The organism is Citrobacter sp. BIDMC107, assembly GCF_001037575.1.
In the GTDB taxonomy this organism is placed as follows: Bacteria; Pseudomonadota; Gammaproteobacteria; order Enterobacterales; family Enterobacteriaceae; genus Citrobacter; species Citrobacter freundii.
In genome coordinates, this window is record NZ_KQ089848.1 from 573473 (window position 1) to 593174 (window position 19702).

General features: G+C 47.3%; 21 protein-coding genes, 1 tRNA gene, 1 other RNA gene and 1 pseudogene. 8 read left to right on the forward strand and 16 right to left on the reverse strand.

Going from position 1 to position 19702, the window contains the following annotated elements; genetic code table 11:
• The 6 genes from SK39_RS02825 to csgB form a co-directional block, all read right to left on the reverse strand.
• Positions 1–1488 carry a phospholipase D family protein gene (locus tag SK39_RS02825; RefSeq protein ID WP_088732299.1) on the reverse strand — a complete coding sequence of 496 codons (1488 nt, stop codon included), beginning with the start codon at positions 1486–1488 and terminating at the stop codon, positions 1–3.
• A complete protein-coding gene (gene ymdB, locus SK39_RS02830) occupies positions 1424–1966 on the reverse strand; it encodes an O-acetyl-ADP-ribose deacetylase (RefSeq protein WP_003036110.1) in 543 nt (180 codons plus the stop codon). Before ymdB ends, SK39_RS02825 begins: the two co-directional genes overlap by 65 nt.
• A gap of 100 nt (positions 1967–2066) precedes the next feature.
• On the reverse strand, positions 2067–2387 hold the full coding sequence (locus SK39_RS02835; RefSeq protein WP_048216632.1) for a type 1 fimbrial protein: 321 nt from the start codon (positions 2385–2387) through the stop codon (positions 2067–2069).
• A gap of 152 nt (positions 2388–2539) precedes the next feature.
• Entirely contained in the window at positions 2540–2872 is a 333-nt protein-coding gene (gene csgC, locus SK39_RS02840; protein WP_032948973.1) for a curli assembly chaperone CsgC, read from the reverse strand.
• 61 nt (positions 2873–2933) lie between these two features.
• Positions 2934–3383 carry a curli major subunit CsgA gene (csgA, locus tag SK39_RS02845; RefSeq protein ID WP_003036098.1) on the reverse strand — a complete coding sequence of 150 codons (450 nt, stop codon included), beginning with the start codon at positions 3381–3383 and terminating at the stop codon, positions 2934–2936.
• A gap of 40 nt (positions 3384–3423) precedes the next feature.
• Positions 3424–3882, reverse strand: a complete 459-nt coding sequence (gene csgB / locus SK39_RS02850) for a curli minor subunit CsgB (RefSeq protein WP_003036094.1) — start codon at positions 3880–3882, stop codon at positions 3424–3426.
• A gap of 761 nt (positions 3883–4643) precedes the next feature.
• On the opposite strand from csgB, the gene csgD reads away from it, so the two are divergent.
• Genes csgD through csgG form a run of 4 tightly spaced genes read left to right on the forward strand, consistent with a single transcriptional unit; the run spans position 4644 to position 6989 of the window.
• Positions 4644–5294, forward strand: a complete 651-nt coding sequence (gene csgD / locus SK39_RS02855) for a biofilm master transcriptional regulator CsgD (protein ID WP_003036091.1) — start codon at positions 4644–4646, stop codon at positions 5292–5294.
• Between the two features lie 4 nt (positions 5295–5298).
• A complete protein-coding gene (gene csgE / locus SK39_RS02860) occupies positions 5299–5691 on the forward strand; it encodes a curli production assembly/transport protein CsgE (RefSeq protein ID WP_003036087.1) in 393 nt (130 codons plus the stop codon).
• A 25-nt stretch (positions 5692–5716) separates the two neighbouring features.
• Positions 5717–6130, forward strand: a complete 414-nt coding sequence (gene csgF, locus SK39_RS02865; protein WP_003036084.1) for a curli production assembly/transport protein CsgF — start codon at positions 5717–5719, stop codon at positions 6128–6130.
• 25 nt (positions 6131–6155) lie between these two features.
• Positions 6156–6989 (forward strand): curli production assembly/transport protein CsgG, encoded by an 834-nt coding sequence (gene csgG, locus SK39_RS02870; protein WP_003036082.1) that lies wholly within the window; start codon positions 6156–6158, stop codon positions 6987–6989.
• Between the two features lie 46 nt (positions 6990–7035).
• On the opposite strand, the gene SK39_RS02875 is transcribed toward csgG, so the two are convergent.
• The 4 genes from SK39_RS02875 to ghrA all read right to left on the reverse strand — a co-directional run bounded on the left by SK39_RS02875 (position 7036) and on the right by ghrA (position 9960).
• On the reverse strand, positions 7036–7518 hold the full coding sequence (locus SK39_RS02875; RefSeq protein ID WP_008320293.1) for a DUF1097 domain-containing protein: 483 nt from the start codon (positions 7516–7518) through the stop codon (positions 7036–7038).
• A gap of 101 nt (positions 7519–7619) precedes the next feature.
• Positions 7620–8174 (reverse strand): TorD/DmsD family molecular chaperone, encoded by a 555-nt coding sequence (locus SK39_RS02880; RefSeq protein ID WP_046670454.1) that lies wholly within the window; start codon positions 8172–8174, stop codon positions 7620–7622.
• Between the two features lie 23 nt (positions 8175–8197).
• Positions 8198–8935, reverse strand: a complete 738-nt coding sequence (locus SK39_RS02885; protein WP_003836800.1) for a phosphatase — start codon at positions 8933–8935, stop codon at positions 8198–8200.
• An 86-nt stretch (positions 8936–9021) separates the two neighbouring features.
• Positions 9022–9960 (reverse strand): glyoxylate/hydroxypyruvate reductase GhrA, encoded by a 939-nt coding sequence (ghrA, locus tag SK39_RS02890; RefSeq protein ID WP_016149909.1) that lies wholly within the window; start codon positions 9958–9960, stop codon positions 9022–9024.
• A 236-nt stretch (positions 9961–10196) separates the two neighbouring features.
• Here ghrA and SK39_RS02895 point away from each other — a divergent pair.
• Positions 10197–10284, forward strand: a tRNA-Ser gene (locus SK39_RS02895).
• Between the two features lie 298 nt (positions 10285–10582).
• Positions 10583–10719: non-coding RNA, RtT sRNA (locus tag SK39_RS25325), on the forward strand.
• Between the two features lie 97 nt (positions 10720–10816).
• Here the strand turns inward: SK39_RS25325 and SK39_RS27530 are convergent.
• Positions 10817–11025 (reverse strand): annotated as a pseudogene (locus tag SK39_RS27530) (DUF4942 domain-containing protein); the annotation flags it as partial.
• A gap of 691 nt (positions 11026–11716) precedes the next feature.
• Here SK39_RS27530 and rarD point away from each other — a divergent pair.
• Together rarD and SK39_RS02910 are read left to right on the forward strand one after the other, a co-directional pair.
• Entirely contained in the window at positions 11717–12631 is a 915-nt protein-coding gene (gene rarD, locus SK39_RS02905; RefSeq protein ID WP_003036060.1) for an EamA family transporter RarD, read from the forward strand.
• A gap of 947 nt (positions 12632–13578) precedes the next feature.
• Positions 13579–14493, forward strand: coding sequence for a VirK/YbjX family protein (locus SK39_RS02910; protein WP_003846836.1), 915 nt, complete (start codon positions 13579–13581; stop codon positions 14491–14493).
• Between the two features lie 383 nt (positions 14494–14876).
• Here SK39_RS02910 and phoH read toward each other — a convergent pair whose 3' ends face one another.
• The 5 genes from phoH to efeU form a co-directional block, all read right to left on the reverse strand.
• Positions 14877–15665 (reverse strand): phosphate starvation-inducible protein PhoH, encoded by a 789-nt coding sequence (gene phoH, locus SK39_RS02915; RefSeq protein WP_003036052.1) that lies wholly within the window; start codon positions 15663–15665, stop codon positions 14877–14879.
• On the reverse strand, positions 15644–15940 hold the full coding sequence (locus SK39_RS27355) for a hypothetical protein (protein WP_171278990.1): 297 nt from the start codon (positions 15938–15940) through the stop codon (positions 15644–15646). Before SK39_RS27355 ends, phoH begins: the two co-directional genes overlap by 22 nt.
• A 247-nt stretch (positions 15941–16187) precedes the next feature.
• Positions 16188–17471, reverse strand: coding sequence for an iron uptake transporter deferrochelatase/peroxidase subunit (gene efeB / locus SK39_RS02920; protein ID WP_048216634.1), 1284 nt, complete (start codon positions 17469–17471; stop codon positions 16188–16190).
• A 5-nt stretch (positions 17472–17476) separates the two neighbouring features.
• Complete coding sequence (gene efeO / locus SK39_RS02925; protein WP_044700715.1) at positions 17477–18604, reverse strand: iron uptake system protein EfeO; 1128 nt, start codon at positions 18602–18604, stop codon at positions 17477–17479.
• A 58-nt stretch (positions 18605–18662) separates the two neighbouring features.
• Positions 18663–19496, reverse strand: a complete 834-nt coding sequence (efeU, locus tag SK39_RS02930; protein ID WP_032936245.1) for an iron uptake transporter permease EfeU — start codon at positions 19494–19496, stop codon at positions 18663–18665.
• Between the last annotated feature and the right edge of the window lie 206 nt (positions 19497–19702).

Consider the following 19702-nt stretch of genomic DNA (forward strand, 5'->3'; position numbering starts at 1 on the left):
TCAGAGCAACCATTCAATGGGCAACACGGAGGCCAACTTTACCAGCACCCGCTTCCAGAATCCTGTGGCGGGTTCTTTTTTCAGTACCTGTTCACTGCCAGAATGTCTGTCGACCCAATTGATTCTTCCCCACCGATCAAGACGTAGTTGCCAGGCCATTTCACGCTGGCTTTGCATAAAACGTTTATGAATCAACTCGGCCAGTACTTCACTCTCAATCACAAACCCCATTTCCGTATTGAGCAGCGTTGAACGGGGATCAAAATTAAGCGATCCGATAAACACTTTACGACCGTCAATACTGAAAGTTTTCGCATGCAGGCTGGAGCCTGAATTACCGGTTAATCCCCGGTCATGTACTGCTGAAACGCGATCGCGGGTTGGTTTGAGCTCGTATAACTCCACACCGTAGCGCAAGAGTTTTTTTCGCCAGCGTGCATAGCCTGCGTGAACGACTGCGACATCATTCGCCGCCAGAGAATTAGTTAAAATCGCGATCTTAACGCCTTTTCTCACCAGTCTCAGGAGCTGCGCCACACCGGCGCGAGTTGGTACAAAGTAGGCGGAAATAATATCAATACGCTCGGTGGGAGATCCCATCACGTCAAACAAACGCTGCGGTAATAGTGAGTGGCGCGGCGCTTTCCCCTCTCCTTTTGCGGGATCATCACTCAGCAAGCGCGTTCTCGCCCAAATCAGCGGTAGCGACCTCTGATCGAGGTGGGTCATAAACTGGCTGGTTTCCAGCTTATGTAGATAGCGACGCGTGATGTCATCGTTATACCAGGATTCTGGAAGTTCGATTTTTTGCGTTGAAGCTGGCTCAGCCACCTCAAGTACATTTTGCAATGTTGAAACCGAGCGGCAGTGCCAGTAACGCTCAAAGTCGTCAGCAACATCCTGGACCACCGGCCCGATAGCCATAACATCCAGATCGGAAAACAGCGGTTGTTCGCCTGTGCCAAAATAGGCATCGCCGATATTTCGCCCGCCCACGAGAGTTACGACGCCGTCAGCGGTATAACTTTTATTGTGCATACGTCGATTCAACCGGGCAAAATCGGTTAAATAGCCTAGTGCACGCAGGATACGAAAGGAAAAGGGATTAAACAGACGGATTTCTATATTAGGGTGATTGTCCAGCAAACGCAGCGTGTCATCCAGACCTGGCGTGTTGTTATCATCCAGCAACAAACGCACCCGGACGCCCCGCTTCGCCGCGGCCAGCAAAACGGAAAATAGTAATAGCCCGGACATGTCGCTTTCCCAGATGTAATACTGAACATCCAGGGTACGTTCCGCCATTTCCGTCAACCGATAGCGAGCAGCAAATGCATCCAGGCTGTCATCCAACGTCAGAATGCCGCATTCTCCCGGGTGGTTTTCACAAAGTGGCGTGATGGCACGCTCAAGTCGCGTCATATCAGTCCGTGCGTTCATCGCCTTGCTGGGTAAGTAATCTCTTGTATAGCCGAGCGTTTTCTTCATCAAAGCACACGAAGTATATTTGATCGGGAAGCGTACGTCGGGTGATAAATTTCAACACCGTTTTCACCGCGATCTCTGCCGCTGCAGCGCGGGGGTAACCATAAGCACCGGTGCTTATTGCTGGAAAAGCAATGGATTGATAACCATTGGCTAAGGCCAGTTGCAAGCTATTAAAGTAAGCCTCTTCGAGGCGTTCAGCTTCATGATGATCGCCACCCTGCCATACGGGCCCCACGGTGTGGATCACTGCTCTGGCGGGCAAGTTTCCCGCCAGGGTGATAACCGCATGACCGGTTGGGCATTCGCCCTGTTGCTGGATAACCTGTTTGCAGGCCGCCAGCAACGCAGGCCCTGCAGCGCGATGAATCGCTCCATCGACGCCACCTCCGCCCAATAGCGATGGATTCGCCGCGTTGACAATCACATCAACAGCGATCGTCGTAATATCGCCATGTAACACATGAACACGTGATTGCATAAGTTCCCCCTGACCAAACACTATTTGTTAAGTGTACAGCAGGGTTTTCCCGGAAATCTCACTTTTTAACCAAACGTGTGCATATGTACGCCGGAATGATTCATTTATATTCAATGTTAAGAATTGCCATGTTTTTCTGTTCATTGAGATAGTGCATTTTGACTGTGGCAATTTGCTGCACATTTTGAGGGACAGTCGCGACCTGTTGCTGACTGTAGAGACTATTACGGGTGGTGCCGTCGCGCATACATGACAATTCAATTTGCTGCTGCCGAGCGTTAACATCGCAAGGTGATTCAACTATTGCACCGCGAAAATGAATAACCCCGGCGGTTGAGATTTGTTGCGCCATTGCGGGGAGGGTAAAAAGAGAAATGCTGCACAAGCTGATACTAAAAAAACGCTTTAATAATGTACACATAAGGGTTCCTCAATGATTAGCCATCCTTGAGGGATCGAAATGATCCTTCGCCGCTGTGATTAACGATCAAATTAAAACGTTCAAACGTCTCTATATTCATAGAACAGCAGTGCATTCCCAGCCACACCCTTAATGCAAATACATCAAAAAAATCACGGGTGACCGTTTGAATCTGGCCATTGCTGAGACAGATGCAGAGACTGCCCATCCGAAACGGTAACGATAATTTTGACCGAATCCTCAGGTGAAATATTAAAACTCAGTTTAGTTAATTCAATCGGCCGATTAGCGGGGACCGAAAGGCTTGTTTTCTGCTGCGATTGGCTTTGTCCCCCGGACCCTTTACGTATGGCAAGGACTTGTACCTCACATACGCACGGTTGAGTTAACGTCACCTGAGGAATAATGGTGTACATATCACCTTGCTGAGTTGTATTGAATGTTATTTGATTTGCCAGCGCGGCAATGAGTAATAGCGTATGCATCATATTCTCCCGAAAAAAAAACAGGGCTCACGCCCTGTTTATTATCAGTCAGAAAACTGAATTAGTGTTGGTTAGCTGTAGCGTTGTTACCAAAGCCAACCTGCTGAATCAGCACATTGGAGTCAGAGGCTGTCTGATTAACCAACGCACCGTTGCGGCCACCGAACTGGGTCACGCTAATATCAGCATTTTTTGCATTCCACTGATCGATAGTGGCACTGTTCTGGAAGCCGGTCTGTTTCAGGCTAATGGTACTGTCATCAGCACCCTGGCCAACAACAGCTCCGTTGCCACGCCCGTGTTGTGTGATGGTGACATCTGATTTACGCGCATCACTTTGCAGAGCATTTGCAGAGTTGTTTGACCCATATTGGTAGATACTCAGTGAAGAGTCTGGGCCATAATTACTGCCACCACCATGATGATTGCCGCCCCATTGCGGAACAACACCAGCCAGAGCACTGCCAGAAACTACGATTGCTGCGAATGCTGCCACTTTTAAAAGTTTCATGGTAAACCCCCATCGGATTGATTTAAACGTCGTTAATGGATTAGCGTTGAGTCACGCGAATTGCCATTTGCGACTGTCTCTGCACCACAACTGCTGTTTTTTGTGTACCGTACTGGGTAATATTGGCTTTATTACCAGAGCCTTTCTGGATAATTACCGCCGTATTACCGTATGAACCTTGTTTAATACTCGCATCATTGGAACTACCCGTTTGATCAATATATGCAAAGTTATATGATCCCGTCTGGTCTGTTTTCGCTCGATTACCAGAACCTTCTTGCGAAATGACTGACAATAACTTCGAGCCCCCCTGGCGGGTATTTGCACTGTTCGCAGTGCCAACCTGACCAATAATGGCTGCCTGATTAAATGAAGACTTACTTAATTCATTTACCGCAAAGTTATATTCTGAATTAGCTAAATCATAACTTGTAGTCGCGGCTGCAATCCCAGGCACACCCAGCATTGTAAACATCATAAATAACAACTTGTTTTTCATGTTGTCACCCTGGACCTGGTCGTACATGAAGTTAAATTAATTACCACTCAAATTGTTGTTAACATGACTTACATTTGTTAACGCCACGTTACGATGAAGAGTATGTCTGCGGAAACATTTTAAATAACTCACCCGCCAGTTGTATTTTTATATTCAGATTCACCCCAAAGTACTAATTAACAGCGAACAATACCGTTACAGCTCTGGATTTCATTTCTTTTTTAACCCGGTGAATGAATTTCTATGCAGTAACAAAAAAAACGCGTTTTCCGCGTTTTCTGGGCCTCGTAGCGAGGTACTTCGATAGTTAGCAGTACAAGTCGTGACAAGCGTCATTTTTTTCTATCTAAAATTGTTCAACTTAAAGTAAGACAAAAAGATCGGAATTCATTAGAAATCAAAAACCATCTAAGCATAAATTTAATTCTTAATAATCAATACCATGTTATAATTTGTATGATTTTTTAAATCTATGCAGTATCGCCAAAATGTACAACTTTACTATCAAATCTAAACTTCTAAAAAACCCTAAAATCACATTTTAATATATAAATTTACATTCTGTAACATGTTTAACACTTGCTTTAAGATTTGTAATAGCTAGATTGAAATCAGTTGAAGTCCATTTGTTTTAATATTTTCACCCCGTTGGGTCGATATTTTATTTCTACACAGCAGTGCAACATCTGTCAGTACTTCTGGTGCCTCTATTTTAGTAGAGACAGCTGTCAGGTGTGCGACTAAAAAAGTGGAGTTTCATCATGTTTAATGAAGTCCATAGTATTCATGGTCATACATTATTGTTGATCACTAAACCATCCCTGCAGGCAACTGCGTTATTACAGCATTTAAAACAATCGCTGGCGTTAACCGGAAAACTACATAATATTCAACGTTCTCTGGATGATATTTCCTCCAGCTGCATTGTTCTACTGGACATGATGGAGGCAGACAAAAAACTGATCCATTACTGGCAAGATAATTTGAGCAGAAAAAACAACAATATAAAGACGTTATTGTTGAATACCCCAGATGATTATCCTTATCGGGATATTGAAAACTGGCCGCATATCAATGGCGTATTCTACGCAACGGAAGATGAGCAGCGTGTCGTCAGCGGATTACAAGGTGTGTTGCGTGGCGAATGCTACTTTTCACAAAAGCTCGCCAGCTACCTGATCACGCATTCCGGGAACTACCGCTATAACAGCACGGAGTCGGCATTACTTACGCACCGTGAAAAAGAGATCCTTAATAAACTGCGTATTGGCGCCTCAAATATTGAAATCGCGCGTTCACTATTTATTAGTGAAAATACGGTTAAAACACATCTTTATAATCTTTTCAAAAAGATAGCTGTCAAAAATCGTACGCAGGCGGTCTCGTGGGCCAATGATAACCTCAGGCGATAAAGCCATGAAAAGCTATTTATCCTGGATTGTGGCAGCAAATTTGTTCCTTGCTGCCGGGAATCTACACGCTGCTGTAGAGGTGGAGGTTCCCGGACTGTTGACTGACCACACTGTCTCTTCCATTGGCCATGATTTTTATCGTGCCTTTAGTGACAAGTGGGAAAGTAAGTACACAGGAAACTTAACCATTAATGAAAGGCCCAGTGCACGTTGGGGAAGTTGGATCACCATAACTGTCAATCAGGACGTTATCTTCCAGACTTTTTTATTCCCGACGAAAAGAGACTTCGACAAAATTGTGGTCTTCGCATTGGCAGAAACTGAGGAAGCATTAAATCGTCGGCAAATAGATCAAACGCTATTAAGTACGAGCGATTTAGCGCGCGATGAATTCTAAAACATGATTTAGTCCGGAGGCTTTCATGCGTGTCAAACATGCAGTGGTTTTGCTCATGCTGATTTCACCATTAAGTTGGGCCGGAAATATGACGTTCCAGTTCCGCAACCCTAACTTTGGTGGCAACCCAAACAACGGCTCTTTTTTACTGAACAGCGCTCAGGCGCAAAACTCGTATAAGGATCCGAGTGCTGGCGATTACGGGATTGAAACCCCATCAGCACTGGATAACTTTACCCAGGCAATACAGTCGCAAATACTCGGTGGCTTGCTCACCAATATCAATACCGGTAAACCGGGGAGGATGGTAACCAGCGATTTTATCGTTGATATCGCCAACCGGGATGGGCAACTGCAACTGAATGTCACGGACAGGAAAACGGGGAGAACGTCGACTATTGAAGTGTCGGGTTTACAAAATCAGTCGACCGATTTCTAAATTATAGCCACGAAAGGAAAAAATCATGCAGCGCTTACTTATCATGGTGGCAGTAATTTTACTCAGCGGATGTTTAACAGCTCCGCCTCAAGAAGCCGCTAAGCCGACATTAATGCCCCGGGCCCAAAGCTATAAAGATTTGACGCATCTGCCTATGCCTACAGGTAAGATCTTTGTGTCGGTATACAACATTCAGGATGAGACTGGCCAATTTAAACCTTACCCGGCAAGTAACTTCTCTACCGCCGTCCCGCAAAGCGCCACGGCTATGCTTGTCACCGCATTGAAAGATTCTCGTTGGTTCGTCCCTCTGGAACGTCAGGGGCTACAGAACTTGCTGAACGAACGTAAAATCATTCGTGCGGCTCAGGAAAACGGTACGGTTGCGATTAATAACCGGATCCCGCTACAGTCCCTGACCGCGGCAAACGTCATGGTGGAAGGGTCAATTATCGGTTATGAAAGCAACGTTAAATCGGGTGGTGTCGGTGCGCGTTATTTCGGTATTGGCGCCGATACGCAATACCAGCTCGACCAGATAGCGGTAAACCTGCGCGTAGTTAACGTCAGCACCGGTGAGATCCTGTCGTCAGTGAACACCAGTAAAACCATTTTGTCTTATGAAGTACAGGCTGGAGTGTTCCGCTTTATTGACTACCAGCGTCTGTTGGAAGGTGAAATTGGCTACACCTCTAACGAACCGGTTATGCTTTGTCTGATGTCAGCGATTGAAACAGGCGTTATCTTCTTAATTAATGACGGCATCGATCGCGGATTGTGGGATTTGCAGGATAAGAAACAAGTTGATAATGACATTCTGGTTAAATACCGCCATATGTCGGTACCGCCAGAATCCTGATGGATCTTTACTGCATAAAAAGCGTGAGGAAAACCCTCACGCTTTTTTATTTACTGGTCAGCGTCGGCGATATTCGATTTTCACGGCGAGACGCCAGCCACAGACCACTGTTTTTCATCGCATAGCCGAATACCAGGCCCAGTACCAGTGAAGGTACAACCAGTCGCCAGTCGCCCTGCCCTGCAAATGTTGCACATGCGCCAATAAACGTGCCCGGTACAAATGAAAGCAACCATTGCTTTGCCTGGATACACATCAGAAACGCGACAATTCCCGTCATGACATAACCAATAATGTCCATATGCGGGGCAAGCGCGCTACCGTTAATAATCACCAACGCCCACACCACACCGCTTAGCAGCGTACACGCCGAGATCCACAGTCCTTTTAGCCCACCTTGCGGGCAGGCGAAATAGGCCGTGCAACCCAGAAAGCCAGCCCAACTGAGTAAGCCAAGAGAAACGGCCACCCATCCCCAGATCCCAGAGAGAATGCCCGTTGTGATTGCAATTGAGAGAAGTATGTTCATGCCGCGTATCTTAGCAGAAAAACGGCATAGGAATGAGATCGTGCACACAATTTATGCAAGCATGTAATTTGCGTTGCAGATTAAAGTGATTTAAATCACATTTATTCGTCAGTATCTTCCTGCAACTCATCCCACATTGCACTAATAGCATCACGTGTTAGCGGCGCCATGGTACGCCAGAACGGCGTGTTTGCGTGCGCCTCAACTTTGCCAAGGAACGTACCACACCAGGGCAGCAGGTAGTCTACAAACAAGGTTTCAAGCGCCTCACTTTCATCTTCCGCAGACTGGTCTTCAAGCCATGAAGCCGCCAGCAACAGCGTACCAATGTGATCTGCCGGCGTATCTGCCAGCGGCATACCGCGGGCAGAAAGAAATGCACGAACATCCGATTCTTTCGCCCCTTCTACCCAGGCGCTACGATAAGGCGGCACAGCACACTCTTCACCGACAAACAGCGCGTTGTAATCTGCAGCCAGTTGGGGCATATCGCAGTTCTTCTGCAGACGAGTGAGCAGTTCGTCCTGTTCCAGCGGCCAGTTGGCGGACAGTTTACCTTCACTAATTAAGGTAAACAGGGGAACCAGTAAAGGGTCCTGCGGTTGGCGATAAAACAGCGAGCCCAGTACACGACACAGGATAGAAAACTCGTTCATTGATATATTCCAGTTAGTAACAATTACAGTTCAGCAAATTCCGCGATTGGCTCCATGCCTCGCGATTCCAGAAACGCCAACAGGCGTTTAGGTGTGACGTTTAAAATTCTGTCTTCAGGGAAATTAACATCATCCAGGATTTTACGGCATTCGCCAAATTCTCCCAGCGTGAAAGCAGTATGTGAATCCGACCCTAATGCCACCCAGCCGCCAGCATCGCGCACAGCCGCAGCAACCGCACGACAATTATCCTCACTGCCCTTACGCGAATGCAAAAACGAAGAGTTATTGATTTCCAGTGCAACCTGGTACTTTGCCGCCGCCTGGGCAATTGCAGTAATATCAACCGGATACTTGGGATTTCCCGGATGGCTAATGATGTGCACATTACCGCTGGCCATCGTGGCTATCATTGCCTGGGTATTGGTTTCTTTATCGTGAGGTGCAAAAACTGGCTCATGGAAGCCCGCAATAATGAGGTCCAGAGAGGTAAACATCGGACCTGAACAGTCAATTTCGCCTTCAATATTCTTAATATTCGCCTCAATGCCGCGCAGGATCCCTACGCCATCTACAACACGTGGCCAAATACGCATATTGATAAAGTGCCAGTGGTGAGGCGCGTCCGCCATGTCCGGTCCATGATCGGTAATGGCAAACAGCTTGATGCCTTTGCGACGGGCTTCAGCGATGTAATCACTTAAGGTGCTGTAGGCGTGGGTGCTGGCGACGGTATGCATATGCAGGTCAACGGGATACATAACTCTCTCCTGTAGTCATTTTTCGTCAAGGATAGCAGGTATCGCCGCTATTTATTAGCTGAAACCCGGCATCCGCCGGGTTAGCATTAGTATCCCCGTACGCGATCGACCTGACCCGTAACGGATTTCCCGCTCTCAAGATCCAAAATCGTGCGGGAGATATAGTCCACCGCCTCCGCCGGGCGCGTTACCGCGGCAATATGCGGCGTCATTGCCACACGCGGATGTTTCCACAGAGGACTGGTTTCCGGCAGCGGTTCACGGCTATAGACATCCAGCATGGCACCTTTCACCTTGCCGCTGTCCAGCGATGCCAGAAGATCGTCTTCATTGAGATGAACACCACGCGCCAGGTTCAGCACGTAGGCGCCATCCAGCAATTGGCTAAGTAAATCAGCGTTAATAATACCTACGGTTTCTGCCGTATTAGGCAGGAGGTTGATAAGCACACGAGTTTGGCTCAAAAACGCGCCCAGTTCCTCAGTACCGGCGAAGCTTTCCACGCCAGACCAGGATTTACGCGAACGGCTCCAGCAGCGCAGTGGGAATCCCCATGCTTGCAGGCTTTCGGCAACTTTTGCGCCCAATACACCTGCCCCCATGATCCCGACGGTAAACTCCTCACGAGTATATTCTGGCAACGGTTGCCATTTTGCCTGATTTTTCAATGCCTGATAATCATCAAAGCGACGAAACCAGTGCAGCACCTGACTGACCGCATATTCCTGCATTTGCAGGCCCATACCCGTATCTTCCAGACGGAAAAGCGGGATCGACGCATCCAACATTTCCGGATGAGCATTGAGTTTACTGAGAATAGAATCGACGCCCGCGCCCAGCGCAAATACGGCTTTTAATTTTCGTCCTGCGAGCATTTCAACCGGCGGATGCCAGACCAGCGCATAGTCAGCATGTGCATTATCACCCGCTTTCCACTCACGTACGTTTGCACCAGGTATTGCCTTTGCCAACGCATTAATCCACCAGGTCGTATCGAATGTTGGGTGATAGAAAATTATATCCATAGTGTCTCCTGAACATTGTTATGCGGAACTTTCTCGCACTTATAATCATCATTTTTCGAGGGAACATCAGAGTAGCAAATTTTAGGATGCTGGCAAAAAAAACAATTCCCGCTTATTTATGCTCCATGTTGCTTGAAGTTTGTGTAAATGCACATTTTTTTCAAAAAGTTGATTGACGACGGGGCGGTGTTTCCCCTACATTAGCGCCCGTTCCGGTAGCACAGGAACAACAATATGGTGAGGTGTCCGAGTGGCTGAAGGAGCACGCCTGGAAAGTGTGTATACGGCAACGTATCCGGGGTTCGAATCCCCGCCTCACCGCCATATCTTAAGAAGAGCTCGTACGCAAGTACGGGCTTTTTTTTCGTATGTTGCACAGTCTGGCGGGGATGAGAAGCCCGGACCGGGTTCGACACAAAATTGCCAGGAGCAATTTTGAACAGCGCCTGCGCTGGCCCCGTAGGGGCGAGGCCCAGGGATGGGCCGAGTAGCGGCGCAGCCAGTTGGACAGACTGAGAACATAGCGAACAGGCTGCCCGCAGGGCGAGCGAAGCGAGTCAATCCCCGCCTCACCGCCATATCTTAAGAAGAGCTCGTACGCAAGTACGGGCTTTTTTTTCGTATGTTGCACAGCCTGGCGGGGATGAGAAGCCCGGACCGGGGTTCGACTACTGGCGCAGCCAGTTGGACAGACTGTGAGCACAGCGAACAGGCTGCCCGCAGGGCGAGCGAAGCGAGTCAATCCCCGCCTCACCGCCATATTTAAAGAAGAGCTCGTACGCAAGTACGGGCTTTTTTTTCGTATGTTGCACAGCATGGCGGGGATATCGCCCCGCTCAAGGTTTCTGCTCTACTTATCGCTGGTAGCGGCATGCATGAGACTTATCATGCCGGATTTCTTCATCAAATCACGCCAGATCCTCCGGTCCAGATTGCAGGTAATGACCTTCATAGCGGTTTACTCTTTCTCAAGCGACCAGCAGCGGAAGCCATCACCCATTGCCCAGTCCTGCGCAGTTTGCCCGCCAATACTCCCGGTTGTGCTGAGATATCAGCAAGCTGGTGGAGCATCGCTTTAATTTATTCCAGCGCGGCATTGCACCCGGTAATGATACGCTTAAGCAAGGAATGCTGGCCAGGTGTTGTGAGTCCGGCAGCATCATGAATGGTGTGTAATACAGGGGTGTAAGCATCGATCGATTTCGTCGATCGATTACGTAAAAATTGATCTGCAAAATGAATTATCCCGCATGATTGTCCCTGTGCCACAATCTCTAAAACGAATTTAACTGATTGTTTATAAATCTAATTCCTGTCTTATTTAGGAGCGAGCACCTTTTGTCCTGGAAGCTCGGCAGGGAAATAGCATAAAGGATGATGTGATGAAGAGATGCGCACGGTGTAATAAGAAAAGGAGCGTCTTTGAACAGGGGCTCTCACTCGATACAGAATTCTGCGACGAGTGCTTATTTGATATTGACGAGGAAATCAGGGAAAGGCAAATACTCCCCGTCAGACGTCTGAAAGATGATCCAGCCCGCAATACAAATCGGAAGTCTTCCCGTTGATTTTTATCATCATTTTATAGATACGATCATGATAAATTTCACCTTGTTTTTTATATCACCCTGACTGTAAATGAGATTGAGTACTGTAACAGCACACGTTTCTCTTAAGAGCAGGTACATGCCAGAGTGAAGGGTTGACAATGCTCTTCAGAAGAACATGTCAGTATGGCAAGCAAGGATACACATAAATGGTAAAGTTTCTGCGAAATGGACCCGCAGTTGTTGTTCTGGCATTTATATTATGGGGCCTGATCCCATTGTTTTATCAATATCTATCTGGCGGAGCCCTCGCTGAAATTTTGATGTACAGAGTTTTCTGGTCTATACCTCTATTACTGCCAATAAGATTATTATTTCGTAAGAGAACGTTTTTTCGCGATTTACTGAAAGATAAAACCTCCTTCATATCCTGCATGATAGCAGGCTTGCTAATGGTAATTTCGTGGTCAGCTTTTATTTATGCATTAACAAATCATAAGGTACTCGACGCCAGTCTGGGATATTTTATCAACCCACTTATTGTCATTTGCCTTGGCTGTATTTTTCTTAAAGAAAAACCATCATTATTTCAACTTATAGCAGTAATATCCGGCGTATGTGGTCTTGGCTATCAGATTATTTCCGCAAACAGTTTTCCTTCACTAGCGTTAATCATGGGGTTTTCATTTGCATTGTACGGACTGGCGCGAAAATTTATCCATTACGATGCAATAACCTCAATCACGCTTGAAACATTCTGGGCTCTACCTGTTGCTCTTTTCATCTTTATCTATACTGGCTCGAGTATAACTACATCATCTGACATCTCTCTGTTCCTTTATATATTAACCGCTCCCGTTACAGTAATTCCGTTAGTGTTATTTGCAGTAGCGCTAAATCGTACATCTCTTATTGTGACAGGTCTTGCTCAGTATATAGAACCATCTTTGCAATTTCTCATTGCCATACTTATATTTGGAGAAGTTATTAATTACTCCGAGCTATTTTGTTTTTCAGCGGTATGGTTTGGATTGTTGCTATGTATATTTGAGAGTCTTTACTATCATTACCGACGTAATCCTCCACGGTCTGAAAGTAATCATCCTGCAGGCACTTTACGGTGATGTACATGCAGAATATAAAACTCAGTACGCTTATTCGTTTCCCTGGAACACGCGCTCAGGTATGAATGAGTAAACAACTCGAGTTTGTTTATTCAAGATTACCACGTCATTTAGGTACATAGGACAGTTGACTGCATGTTCATGGTTAAAGCCGGACAAAAAAATTTTTCCGATACCTTTATACAGATTGGCACTGTTCATCACCGGTGAATCCCCCGGAACACTGCCGCACTGCAACCAGGCATCGAGCTAGTGCATTTCTCTGAGAACGTGAGTGACCAGAGAATGTTGCGGCCGATCGGTAAAGTCTCTGTATCCGGAAATATTCTTAACGGCAGTACCCTATTCGTGCGTCAGCCAGCGAATCAGGTTCCCCTTGGTATTGTTTTGCGGGCCTGTTTCATAACCATACAATGCAAACTCCTTTTCAGTACAAAAGGTTACCAAAAATATACTGGGCATTATATCTGGAAAGAAAGTCAGGAATGTGTATATCCCAATTTAAGTTATTCAATTTGACAATAATCCACGAAAACCGGCGTATTGCGCGGGAATACAGCCAATTGTGATAGCTGTCATCGTTCAAAATTTGTCCTGACGTTCAAAGTCGTGCGTTTTCCAAACACCCATGGCTCGCTGAATCACATGATTTACTTCGTTATGTGGTTGACAAGTCAACCTACCAGTTTACTCAATGAACATCGGTATGTTTGTAAAGTATACTTTGTTTAACAAATATATATGTTCTTCTCTGTAGAATGAAAAAAAATTTGTTTTCATCAGGATATGCAAACGAGAGAGCGCCTAATGATTATCAACAAAACTGGCATGTCAGACATGAATTTATTTTCAAAATGTTTCGCATTAACAAAACAGCGTCAGAGATTCCAGTATTTACACCTTGCACGTAAATAAATTTAAACACCCTGAATTAATAATGAATACTTATGAAAAATACATCATATCTAAGTTTCTTTAACCAAATTCTATTGGCACGTGGCCCTTTGCATAGCAAATGGAAGAACAAAAAATTTCGACTCATGTATCTTTTACGATCTATGATAAGTCCTGTCTCCAGTATTCGGTATTATCAAGAATTACATTCCCTTAAATCAATTGATAAGATTCTGGAGATGCAACCTACGTTACCAGCCAAAATTCATCGTCCCTATTTACATAAAGGAGGGCTGGCATGGAATCGAAGGAAAAACATTATTGGTCACTACCGTTTTGTCCAGAGTTTACCAGTGAAACACCAGGCGTTATTATTACCCGACAGAGATGTGCTATTGGTCCATTTCATCGGAAAAAATGGTGAGGATTTTGATATTCACTGTTCTTCAGGCGGTTTTGATCGTGAAGGAGAACTGATGTTATCTCTGAGTTTTAACAACACCCCGGTGGCCCGATTGTCCTTCTCGGTTATCCCGTCAAAAAAAGGACATTGTGCATTTATTGGCGGTCTGCAGGGGGCACCAAAAAATATTGGCCCAGACATTATTCGTGACGCTACTAAAGCCTGCTATGGACTATTCCCTAAGCGGATCGTTTTTGAGGTTCTTTGTTCATTGATGCGTTGCTGTGATATCACTAATATTTTAGCAGTTAGTGAACAGAGCCATGTTTTCAGGCAATGGCGATACCGGTACAAGAAACGTAAATACTTTGTTGCCCTGTACAGTGATTTTTGGGAATCAGTTGCTGGTCGTCCATACGGTAATTGGTATAAGTTGCCAATTTATGTAGAGCGTAAGTCATTTAATGAGCTTGCCAGTAAAAAACGCGCGGAATACCGGAGACGGTATGACCTGTTGGATCATATTAATGAGGAAATCATGATTCTTCTGCAAAATCAGATGTAACATAATGTCGTAACTCAGCTCAGAAACTGGCTGATGAATGCGACATCTCGATAAAAGCGTAGCTATCGTTCCGCGTTGGCGAACCATTACACGAACGTCCGCTGAGTGCTGTGAGCTCAACGGGTCGCTGATCCGCGAGACGCATTCATCACTGGATAAACGCATGAGTCTAAAATAAGGTGTTCTTTATTCCACAGTTCATAAATCAAACTTTTGACATATCTCAAGTCAGGCAAGGTTCCCCCTCGACTTCAGATATCCTGGTTTCTACTCGTTTTCGATGTTCTATTTCATCAGAGCATACTATTTCAATTTCTAAAATTTACTTAACAACACACAAATAACAAAGCCCGGTTTCCCGGGCCTTGAAGACGGAGTACTTATCAGTTGTAAGCGTTGAGCGTCCGCTGACAGAGCGCCGAGCGGACGCAATCGTCTTTATTGAAACGAACGATCCCAACCATATCATCTTCTTCGAAACGGGCCAGCGCATCGCTTAGCCCTGAGCGAACGTGCGCAGGTAGATCGCACTGGGTCACATCCCCATTCACAATCACCGTCACATTCTCCCCGAGGCGGGTTAAAAACATCTTCATTTGCGCAGCAGTGACGTTCTGAGCCTCGTCAAGAATGACCACTGCATTTTCAAATGTACGTCCACGCATATAGGCGAACGGTGCGATTTCCACCTTACCAATCTCAGGTCGCAGGCAATATTGCATGAAGGAGGCTCCCAGCCGTTTCACCAGCACGTCATACACGGGGCGAAAATAGGGAGCGAACTTCTCCGAAACATCCCCAGGTAAGAAGCCGAGGTCTTCATCAGCTTGCAGAACTGGGCGGGTTACAATGATCCTGTCCACATCTTTATGGATCAGGGCCTCTGCTGCTTTTGCCGCGCTGATCCAGGTTTTACCACACCCGGCTTCACCGGTGGCGAAGATCAGCTGTTTACTCTCGATAGCATTCAGGTAGTGCGCCTGAGCCTCATTTCGCGCCGTGATTGGCGTGGCATCGCGACTATCACGCGCCATACCGATCGCTTCTACGCCGCCCATCTGCACAAGCGAGGTGACCGATTCATCTTCACGTTGCTTATGACTACGCGAATCCCGCCTCAGCACACGTTTTGCTTCACGACGAGCTTTGATCACTGCTTTTTGTCTTCCCATGGATAGCACCTTGAGTTGTAGGTATACATCACACGCGCCGTTGGCGGCACGATTATGCGCACGAACATCTGAGGGTTGGCTTCCTTGTAAGCCATTGCTTGCTTTCGGATAAGATGCCACACACGGCTACGCGCACCGTACAGGGCGTCAGTAACAAGGATAAGAAGTGAATGAGAGAGAGATTTAGCGGTGACGAGGAGGCTACCGGAAGAGAAACGTCCGCGTAAGGTACTGCTGTTACTGTGAAAAAGGTGTCCAGTACAGGACTTTTCCATTCGCGATCTCCATAGTGAAAGACTATCACCGCCGGGAACTACCGCTATTACTTATAATTACATCATAACCTTTCGCTAACGCAACAATATTTTTACTTATTGTTAACTTAAATTCTATCTTATCACCAGAGACAGTCTCTTGCAGAGAGATGACAGAATTATTTCAGTCGCATACCGATCATAAAAAATAGTTTGTTCCTTCATCAAGCTGTCAGGAAAAGCCCCGCTGTACTGCGGGGCATAATCATCAGGCTTCGAGCAGAGACTGTCCCAGATAATTGTCTGCAGTTTTAACACCCGGCAAAGCAAAGAAATATCCCCCACCAATCGGTTTGACATACTCTTCGAGCGCTTCACCATTCAGACGTTTCTGCACCGCCAAAAATCCTTTTTCCAGATCGTGTTGATAGCAAACAAACAACAGCCCCATATCCAGTTGACCGGAATTAGTCACACCAAGCGAATAACTGTAGCCACGACGCATCATCAGGCTCGAGTCGGTCTCTTTCGTGCGCGGGTTTGCCAGGCGGATATGACTATCGAGCGCAATCACCTCACCTTCAGGATCACTGGCATAGTCAGGCACATCATGCTCATGCTGCATACCCAGCGGCGCGCCGGTGTGTTTATCACGACCAAAAATCGTTTGCTGCTCTTTCAGCGGCGTACGATCCCAGAACTCAACGCGGAACTGAATGAGCCTGACGGCCTGATAACTGCCACCTTGCGCCCAGGCAGGTTCGCCCTGCCCATCCGTCACCCACACCACGTCTTGCATCAACTTCGCATCCGTAGCGTCCGGATTCGCGGTGCCGTCTTTAAAGCCAAGCAGGTTGACCGGGGTCTCTTTGCCTTTGCTGCGCGCGGCGTGGTCAGAAATAAACCCTTCACGTTTCCAGCGCACGCTGAGGAGATCGGGCGTATGTTTAATGATATCGCGCAACGCGTGGATGACAGTGTCCTGGGTGTTGGCACAAATCTGCAGCAGCAGATCGCCATGGCACAGCGCCGCATCCAGCGAATCATTCGGGAAGCGGGTCATTTTTTGCAGCTTTTTCGGCATCTGCGGTTTCAGGCCATAACGTTCATCGAACAGCGATGAACCAACCGACAACGTCATCGTCAGGTTGTCTGGCGCAATGTAAGCGCCGAGGATACCTGAATCCATAGGAGGGAGACGCGGATTGGGCGTATCCGGTGCCGGTCCACCGGTGGTCAGAAACGCAAATCGGCTAGTCAACAACCGGAATAAACGCTCAAGATCGGCCTTATCGCTGGCGAGAACATCGAATGCCACCAGCATCATTGATGCCTGCTGCGGCGTCAGGATCCCCGCCTGATGCTGACCATAAAACGGCTGCGTTTCACTACGCGCATCCGGAGACAGCGTTCCCGGCGCGCTTTTTGGTTTTTGCGCATGGGCAACCGGACACCCACACGCCAGCGCCAGCGCCCCACCCAGGGCGCCCATCCCTTTCAGTAAACGTCGGCGTGACGGTTCGCTCACGCCGTTTTCATTTTCTTGCTGCATAGTGCTTAATCCAGACCCAGAACACCGCGTAATTGTGACAAGTCTTCCGCCAGCGTCGTGATTGGCCCTTTCAGCGCATTGCGATCGGCATCGGTCAGTTTGTCATAGGTTTCAAAACCGTCTTTGGTACGATACTTGCTCAGGATGGTATCGACTTTTTTGAAGTTCGCATCCACCTTTGCCAGCAGTTCAGCATTGGATTTTTGTAACTGAGGACGCAGGAGATCGACAATTTTCTGCGCGCCATCGACGTTAGCCTGGAAATCCCACAGATCGGTATGGCTGTAGCGATCTTCTTCTCCACTGATTTTGCTGGCTGCGACTTCTTCGATCAGCCCAGCCGCGCCACCCACCACTTTAGACGGTGGGAAGGCCAGCTCGCTAATACGCGTTTGCAGGTCAAGAACATCACTATTTAATTGGTCGGCGTATTTATCCATTCCTTTGGTGGTATTGTCGCCAAACAGCGCTTTCTCCAGGCGGTGGAAGCCGGTGAATTTAGGATCGGCGGCTTTTTGCTCATAATCATCTTCACGCGCATCGATGCTGCCGTCGAGATCGGAGAACAGTTCAGCAATCGGTTCAATACGCTCATAATGCTGACGGGTTGGCGCATACAGGGATTTCGCTTTTTCCACATCACCGGCTTTAATTGCATCGGTGAAGGCTTTAGTGCCCGCAACCAACTGCGCGGTTTCAGCTGTCACATAAGCTTTATATTCGGTAATCGCGCCGCTCAGACTCAGCAGAGCATCGCTCTGTGCGGCATCCGCCGTTGCGCTGCCTTTTACGATCAGTTTGCCTTTCGGGTTAGTCAACAGACCGCAGGTCATATCATATTCGCCAGGCTGCAGGTTAGCGGTCATTTTCTGGCTAAAACCTGGTGCAATGTTTTCGCGCTCTTCAACCACCATAACGCCTTTAAGAATTTCCCACTCCAGCGCTTTCTGGCTGTGGTTCTGGATGATGAACTGCGTTTTCCCGGCGTTAACCGTGATCGTCATCGGTTCACACTGTTTGTCGTTAACCGTGACTTTCACCTGCGGAATATCGGCGGCTTGTGCAGAAAAAGCGGATGCAAACAGCGCGGCAATACCCAACTGCAGCGCACTACGGCGAAAATTAAACGTCATAACCTATCCCTATAAATAAGTATGTTGTAACTAATAAGTATTCTGCATCGCGTTTTTATCAAGGTGCGGTACGCGATGCCGTAGTGCCTGAACGCGGCGGTAGTGCAAACATAATCAACGCCGGAATCAGGTAGATAAACCAGACAGCGACTTCACTGACGCTTGGCGCTTCCTGATAGCCGAAAATGCCTTCCATCAATGTGCCAAACAGCGAATGCGTCGACAGCACACTGCTCAGGTCAAACGCCATATCCTGAAAATGATTCCACAACCCGGCTTCGTGGAAAGCGCGGATCGCCCCAGCGGCAAGACCGGCTGCTACCAGCAAAATGAACAGGCTGGTCCATTTAAAGAACGCCCCGAGGTTGAGGCGAATGCCGCCGAGGTAAATCAGGTATCCCAGTACCACTGCGGTAGCCAGTCCCAGCATCGCGCCTAACGGCGGCCAGATGCCTACATCCTGCTGGAATGCCGCCAGCAGGAAGAACACCGATTCCAGCCCTTCTCGCGCAACAGCAAAAAAGACCATCATCACCAGCGCCCAACCGTGATGATTACCGCGTTGCAACGCGTTATCGACAGCCTGTTCAAGCTGGACTTTGACGTTGCGGGAAACTTTACGCATCCAGAACACCATCCAGGTGAGGATCACCACGGCAATGACCGCCACGATGCCTTCAAACAGCTCCTGTTCTTTTTGCGGAAATTCACCGGTGGTTTCGTTGATGAAAATCCCTAACGCCAGGCATAACGCCGCCGCCAGCAGAACACCAATCCACATCACACCAATCCATCGACCACGCTGAGTCCGTTTCAGGTAGCTGGCAATCAGGCTGACAATCAGCGCGGCCTCTAACCCTTCGCGCAACATAATTAGAAATGGAACAAACATGCGAAGAACCCTTAAACGTTATTCTCGGTCAATTGATGAAAAGAAAAGTAAATTACAGTGATAGTGATTATCATTACAGCAAAGAAAAACTCAAGCAGAATGTTTTGAGAATGATGACTTAATGTAAACAGTTAGGCGGGTAATGGTTATGCAGGTTTGCGGGGGCGCAATAAAAAGCCCGCGCACGGCGGGCTTCAGGGACAGGT